Annotated in this window: 6 protein-coding genes and 1 other RNA gene; 6 read left to right on the top strand and 1 reads right to left on the bottom strand. The window is 59.3% G+C overall.

The window, feature by feature from the left end; translation table 11 throughout:
* The first annotated feature begins 356 nt into the window (after positions 1 to 356).
* Both rnpB and AB5Z20_RS07100 read left to right on the top strand, forming a co-directional pair.
* Positions 357 to 718, top strand: an RNA gene (gene rnpB / locus AB5Z20_RS07105) — RNase P RNA component class A.
* Between the two features lie 308 nt (positions 719 to 1,026).
* The gene (locus AB5Z20_RS07100; protein WP_368156778.1) at positions 1,027 to 1,665 is read left to right on the top strand and encodes a YigZ family protein; all 639 of its coding nucleotides are present in this window, start codon (positions 1,027 to 1,029) and stop codon (positions 1,663 to 1,665) included.
* A gap of 67 nt (positions 1,666 to 1,732) precedes the next feature.
* Here the strand turns inward: AB5Z20_RS07100 and AB5Z20_RS07095 are convergent, their stop codons facing one another.
* Positions 1,733 to 2,179 carry a C-GCAxxG-C-C family protein gene (locus AB5Z20_RS07095; protein WP_368156777.1) on the bottom strand — a complete coding sequence of 149 codons (447 nt, stop codon included), beginning with the start codon at positions 2,177 to 2,179 and terminating at the stop codon, positions 1,733 to 1,735.
* 231 nt (positions 2,180 to 2,410) lie between these two features.
* On the opposite strand from AB5Z20_RS07095, the gene AB5Z20_RS07090 reads away from it, so the two are divergent.
* The 4 genes from AB5Z20_RS07090 to AB5Z20_RS07075 all read left to right on the top strand — a co-directional run bounded on the left by AB5Z20_RS07090 (position 2,411) and on the right by AB5Z20_RS07075 (position 6,343).
* Complete coding sequence (locus AB5Z20_RS07090; protein ID WP_368156776.1) at positions 2,411 to 3,694, top strand: O-acetylhomoserine aminocarboxypropyltransferase/cysteine synthase family protein; 1,284 nt, start codon at positions 2,411 to 2,413, stop codon at positions 3,692 to 3,694.
* A gap of 142 nt (positions 3,695 to 3,836) precedes the next feature.
* Complete coding sequence (locus AB5Z20_RS07085; RefSeq protein ID WP_368156775.1) at positions 3,837 to 5,141, top strand: MFS transporter; 1,305 nt, start codon at positions 3,837 to 3,839, stop codon at positions 5,139 to 5,141.
* A gap of 159 nt (positions 5,142 to 5,300) precedes the next feature.
* Complete coding sequence (locus AB5Z20_RS07080) at positions 5,301 to 5,879, top strand: xanthine phosphoribosyltransferase (protein WP_117758705.1); 579 nt, start codon at positions 5,301 to 5,303, stop codon at positions 5,877 to 5,879.
* 83 nt (positions 5,880 to 5,962) lie between these two features.
* Positions 5,963 to 6,343, top strand: a complete 381-nt coding sequence (locus AB5Z20_RS07075; RefSeq protein WP_416378167.1) for a peptide chain release factor family protein — start codon at positions 5,963 to 5,965, stop codon at positions 6,341 to 6,343.
* Positions 6,344 to 6,402: the final 59 nt, after the last annotated feature.

Raw genomic sequence — 6,402 nt, 5'->3', positions numbered from 1 at the left:
GCGCCTTTAGACGCGAGCCCGGGGCCCGTGGGTTATACCCTAAGAGCAAACCACCCTTTTTAAGGGTGGTTCTGATTTGTTGCTGAGGTGCGCGATGCTGCCCGCGTGCAATACCGCCTAGGCTGTTCACGGGCTATTGGGTTGTTGGTGCATGAAAAATGCCGACATCCCGCCTCGGGGAGGAGGCGGGAACGCACCGAGTAGACGGAGGGGTGCGGAGCGCGGTCGCGTCTCGACTGACGACGTTGCCCATCGACGACACTATTGTACTGCATAGCGTGGTTCTTGGTTTATCGTGTCGAACGCTTGTGTTGTGCCATTGCCCGCGGCAACGGTGTGCTACACTCTTTCACTGCTGAGTGGGCCAGACGGTCGCGCGATGTGCTGCTTGCGGCACGCGTGAGGAAAGTCCGGGCTCCAGAGGGCGGGATGCCGGCTAACGGCCGGGCGGAGTGATCCGACGGAAAGCGCCGCAGAAAAGAAGACTCCCACCTGCGCCGCAAGGCGTAAAGGGAAAAGCTGAAACGGTGGTGTAAGAGACCACCAGCGTCGTGGCAACACGGCGGCTTGGCAAGCCCCATCCGGAGCAAGCGCGAATAGGAACGCTATGGGCCGGCCCGGTCCGCGTTCGGGTAGCGTGCGTGGAGCTGCACGGTAACGTGCAGACAAGATAAATGACCGTTCACGACAGAACCCGGCTTATAGGCCCACTCGGCAACTATGTTGACGCTGCGACGGCGTCAGCTGGCCGATTTGGCGCTCATTCGTCGGTCGCCGTCATAAGGCGTGCTCCCTCCTCTTTCGGGCCAAATCGACTCAGCTGACGCCGTCTCGCTGTTTTTGCCTGGTCATCGGCAGCCTCATTTCTGTTGCATTCTCGTCTTTCAAGGCACCTTGCTCGCGCTGACGGGTTCTCGCTGTTGATGACGGCATCATTGGCGTTTCCGCTCTTGTTGGCGAGGGCAACGGTGCTGTCTTTGCCGTATTATTGAGGCTGTTTGTTGCTTTGCTTGTTGTTGAGGGGCTTTGTTGGACAGCTATTTTACTCTGCAATCGAATATTGAGGCTTCGGGCGAGTTTGTGGACCGCAAGAGCCGGTTTATTGCCCAGCTGGTCCATATTGAGTCCGAGGATGAGGCGAATGCCTTTATCGAGATGGTTCGCAAGCGTCATTACGACGCTCGACACAATGTTCCCGCGTGGATTTTGGTCGATGGGCGCGAGCGCCAGAGTGATGATGGTGAGCCGAGCCGCACGAGCGGTATGCCGACACTCGAGGTGCTGCGCGGTGCGGGGCTCAAAAATGTTTGCTGCGTGGTGACGCGCTATTTTGGTGGCACGCTGTTGGGGCCTGGTGGCTTGGTACGTGCCTATACCACGGCGACGCAGGCGGCGGTGGCTGCGGCTCAGGAGTCGGGGCAGATCGTCGAGATGACAAGTGTTGTGCCTGTTGACGTGCATGTGGCCTATCCGCAGTATGAGCAGGTGCTTCGTTTGGCGCAGGATTCGGGTGCCAAGGTTTTGGATACCGATTACGCGGATGCCGTGACACTTCATTTGGTGTTCAAGACGGGGGAGCAGGAACCGTTTTGCGCCAAGATGCGCGAGCTTATGGCGGGGCGCGAGGAGATTGAGGTCGGCGCTCCCGAGTTTGCGGAGTTCTAACGACGACGGCCGGCGTGCTTTTGGATGAATCCCAAGCGCGCCGGCCGTCGTTTTCTGTTGCTGCCGTTTACTCAGCGAGCTGCTTTAGCACATCGCAGGCAATCTCGACGGCATCGTCGATGCAGCCGGGGCAGCTGCGGAGCGGACCCTTATCCGATCCGATGCCCTTGAGCGTGCCGCAGACGGTCGTCGTGTTCTTCTCGCCAAAACGCTTGGCGATTTCGCGCGACAGCTTGTAGGTCTGACCTTTGGTCTTGGGGTTTTCCATGCCGTCGCTCATTACAAAGCTCATGATGGCCACGGCGCCCGAGATGGCACCGCAGGTTTCGGTCATGCCGCCCATGCCGGCGCCAAAGCCCTCGGTGAGGGTAAAGGCGACCTGGGGGTCGAGTCCGACGGCAGGCGCGAGCGTGCAGGCGACGGCCTGGGCGCAGTTAAAGCCGCGGGCGTGGTATTCGGCAGCCTGAGCCTGACAGGCGGTGATGTCGAGCTGGGCCATATCGATTTGCTTCATCGTTGTCTCCTTGGTCACGGTGTACTCGCCTATGGTACCCGTGACGGTGCGTGTAATCATCGAGAGCTTTATGGATGCCTCATTTTTATCTATCGAGCAAATGTCCAAGGCTTGAGATAAATACCCCTGATCAATTAGTCCCATAACCTACCTTGGGGATGGGTTGAGAGGGGTGCAGGGTAGCGGTATCGTGAACCGAATAAAACTAAAACCCAGGCAAGGGAGCTAGATATGAGCGAGCAGACTATCGGTACCACATGTGTTCAGGGCGGCTATCGCCCGGGAGATGCGGAGCCGCGCCAGGTGCCCATCTACCAGTCCACCACGTGGAAGTACGACACGTCCGAGCACATGGGCAAGCTGTTTGACCTGGAGGAGTCGGGCTATTTCTACAGCCGTCTGCAGAACCCCACGTGCGATTTGGTTGCCGCCAAGATCTGCGAGATGGAGGGCGGCACCGCAGCGATGCTCACGAGCTCAGGCATGGCTGCGAACTTCCTCGCGATCTTTAACGTTGCCGGTGCCGGCGATCACGTGGTCGCAAGCTCTGCCATCTACGGCGGTACGTACAACTTGCTCGCCCACACCATGGGCCGTATGGGGCTGACCTGCACCTTCGTTGCCCCCGACTGCACCGATGAGGAGCTCGAGGCAGCGTTTGAACCCAATACCAAGCTTGTCTTTGGCGAGACGATCGCCAACCCCGCCCTCGCCGTGCTCGATATTGAGCGCTTTGCCAAGGCCGCACATGACCACGGCGTGCCTCTGATGGTCGATAACACCTTCCCGACGCCCGTGATGTGCCGTCCCTTTGAGTGGGGCGCCGACATCGTTACGCACTCCACCACCAAGTACATGGATGGACATGCTGCCTACCTGGGCGGCGTGATCGTCGACCACGGCCAGTTTGACTGGATGGCCCATGCGGACAAGTTCCCGGGTCTCACCACGCCCGACGAGAGCTACCACGGCGTGACCTATGCCGAGAAGTTCGGTCGCGAGGGCGCCTTCATTACCAAGGCCACCGCGCAGCTTATGCGCGACCTCGGCCCCATGCAGAACCCGCAGGCGGCATTCTTCCTGAACAGCTCGCTCGAGAGCCTGCACGTGCGCATGCCGCGCCATTGTGAGAATGGTCTGGCGGTCGCCAAGTTCCTGCAGAGCCATCCCAAGGTGCGCTTCGTGAGCTATCCGGGCCTGGAGGGCGATAAGTACTATGAACTGGCTCAGAAGTACATGCCCAACGGTACCTGCGGTGTTGTGAGCTTTGGCTTTAACGGTGGTCGCGCGGCGGCCGAGACCTTTATGAAGAGCCTCAAGCTCGCCCAGATCGCCACGCACGTGGCCGATGCGCGCACCTGCTGCTTGCATCCGGCAAACGCCACCCATCGCCAGATGAACGATGAGGAGCTCATCGCTTGTGGCATTTCTGCCGACATGGTGCGCCTGTCGTGCGGCCTCGAGGATACGGCCGACTTGATTGCCGACCTTGAGCAGGCGCTCGAGCAGTGCTAGGCTAGCGTTCGCATAAGGCGCCGATGCTGGCAGAAAGCTTCGGCGACCTTTCGTTCCGATTCCGTAGGCGGGACCCCAATCGCGACTGTTTGTAGGCGATTGGGGCCCCGTTTTTTGCGTTGGGCCACTCGAAAGGATGGATATGGAGAAAACCGCAGAGCAGCTGCACCGCGAGCGCATTGCCCTAGAGGGCGACACCCATGGCAAGAATAAATGGGCGATTCTGTTTACCGTGCTCATCATGACGTTTATGGTGTGCCTGGATTCGACCGTCGTGACCGTGGCGTTGCCCGTGATGAAAAAGGAACTGGGCGTGGGCCTCGATCGCATTCAGCTGGTGAGTTCGGTGTACCTGCTTGCGACATGCGTGGCTATGCTGCCGTTTGGCCGCCTGGGCGACGTGCGCGGCAAGGTGGGCGTATTCCAGCTGGGCGTCATCGTCTTTACGGTCGGCTCGCTGCTTTGTGGCCTTTCGGCCTCGCTCGAGGTTCTTATTCTGGCACGTATTGTTCAGGGCGTCGGTTGCGCGGCGGCCATGGCCAACAACATGGGTATCATCACCGAGTCGTTTCCGGCGCGCGAACGCGGTCGTGCTATGGGTATTCTCGCGACCTTCGTGGCCCTCGGCATGATGTGTGGCCCCGTGCTCGGTGGCATGCTGGTGGCAAGCTTTCCCTGGGAGAGCATCTTTCTCATTAACCTGCCCATTGGCGTCATCTCGTTTATCGTGGGGCTCTATACGCTGCCGCATGTTAAGCCGGAGGCCGGCGAGCGTTCCATGTCCATGATCGAGGCCGCTCGTCGCTGCTTTGCAAATTCGGCCTTTACCATCAACCTTGCCTGCATGCTCATCGTGTTCGTTGGCATTGGCGCATCCGAGTTTATTCTGCCGTTCTATTTTCAGGACGCCCATGGCTTTAGCTCCGATATTTCCGGACTGCTCTTTTTGGCACTGCCGATGGTGAATGCCTTTATCGGCCCGCTTTCGGGAACGGTTTCGGACCGTGTTGGCTGCGAGGGCCCCACGGCGGTCGGCCTGGGCGTGTACGTGTGCGGTCTCTTTGCGGTAAGCACGCTCGACGAGCACTCTTCTATCCCTGTGATCGTGTGCTGTGCCGCGTTTATGTCGTGCGGCACGTCGATTTTCCAGAGCCCCAACAACTCGCTGTATATGGGTTCGGCCCCGCGCGAGGCGCTCGGTTTTGCAGGCAGCTTGGGCAGTTTGGCTCGCTATGCGGGTATGGCAGTGGGCATTACGGCTGCATCACATATCCTATATGGGCAGATGAGCGTGGCGATGGGCGAGGCTGTGACCAGTATTGTTGCAGGCCGTCCGGATGTGTTCCTGTTTGGCTTTCGCTCGGTGTTCTACGTGCTCATGGCTGTGGCCGCTGTGGGCTTTGCGCTCGCCATGGTGCGTTTGGTGAGGATGCGCGCCCGCCATTAGCTTGTGGTGGCAGGCTTGCCACGAATCGGGCTTATCTACTGGTCTTGCAGCTTTATGGTGCGATGTGGCTTGTGGGGCGGGCGGGGGTCGGTCCGTGGTAGACTATCGAACAACGTTTATTAATCGCGCGGTATCGTTGCCGCGAGAAGGGGTTGCGCCATGCAGGAGCTTGAGGATCGTATTCGCCATGACGGCATCGTAAAGGCCGGTAACGTCCTTAAGGTTGATGCCTTCCTCAACCACCAGTGCGACGTTGAACTGTTCGACCACATGGGCGCCGAGTGGGCCCGTCTGTTCGAGGGCGTCGAGATCAACAAGATCCTGACGATCGAGGCTTCGGGCATTGGTATGGCTTGCATCGCAGCTCAGCATTTTGGCGGCGTGCCGGTGGTCTTTGCCAAGAAGGCCCAGTCCATCAACCTTGACGGCGAGCAGTATGCCACGACCATCTACTCCTTTACCAAGCAGAAGGAGTACCCGGTTATCGTGGGTAAGCGCTTCCTGTCCGAGGGCGACAAGGTTCTGATCATCGACGACTTTTTGGCCAACGGTTGCGCGCTCGAGGGTCTTATTAAGATCTGCGAGGCTGCGGGCGCCGAGGTTGCCGGCATTGGCATCGCCGTTGAGAAGGGCTTCCAGGGCGGTGGCGATAAGCTCCGCGAGCGCGGCTTCCGCGTTGAGAGCCTTGCCCGTATCGCCGAAATGGACTGCGAGAACGGCGAGATCACGTTCGCCTAAGCGTGCAACACAAGCGATTGGTATGCGATGTGACAAAGGGACTGTCCCTTTGTCACATTTTTTGTATGAGGGGAGGTGTTGATATGGATGAGAACAAGATGGGATGGCGCGAGTATGCGCGCTATGCCGAGATGTCGGTCGAGGAGTTGGCACGCGATTGCGAGGTGCAGGTGTTTCGTGCGACGGGTCCGGGCGGACAGGGTGTGAACACGACGGACTCGGCGGTGCGCATGAAACATATCCCTTCGGGGATTGTCGTGACGGCGCGCGAGAGCCGCAGTCAGTTCCAGAACCGTAGTAGCTGCCTGCGTAAGCTGCGCGCTGAGCTTGAGCGTCGCGGGCGTCCACCGCGCCGACGCGTAAAGACCAAGGTGCCTCAGCGATCGCGCCAGCGCAGGCTCAACGACAAGCACTTCAACGCCATTAAAAAGGCCAACCGTCGCAAGCCAGGCGGGGAGGAATGATCTTCTCAATAAGTTGCGGTGAAATGGGGACTGTTTTGCGGCTTTAGCTGCATAAACAG

It is taken from the genome of Collinsella aerofaciens, from assembly GCF_040910245.1.
In the GTDB taxonomy this organism is placed as follows: Bacteria; Actinomycetota; Coriobacteriia; order Coriobacteriales; family Coriobacteriaceae; genus Collinsella.
This window is presented reverse-complemented; position numbering and strand designations above follow the sequence as displayed.

Coding starts and splice junctions, on each gene's coding strand:
- AB5Z20_RS07095 (WP_368156777.1), bottom strand. CDS start 2,179: ATGAAGCAAATCGATATGGCCCAGCTCGACATCACCGCCTGTCAGGCT.
- AB5Z20_RS07090 (WP_368156776.1), top strand. CDS start 2,411: ATGAGCGAGCAGACTATCGGTACCACATGTGTTCAGGGCGGCTATCGC.
- AB5Z20_RS07085 (WP_368156775.1), top strand. CDS start 3,837: ATGGAGAAAACCGCAGAGCAGCTGCACCGCGAGCGCATTGCCCTAGAG.
- AB5Z20_RS07080 (WP_117758705.1), top strand. CDS start 5,301: ATGCAGGAGCTTGAGGATCGTATTCGCCATGACGGCATCGTAAAGGCC.
- AB5Z20_RS07075 (WP_416378167.1), top strand. CDS start 5,963: ATGGATGAGAACAAGATGGGATGGCGCGAGTATGCGCGCTATGCCGAG.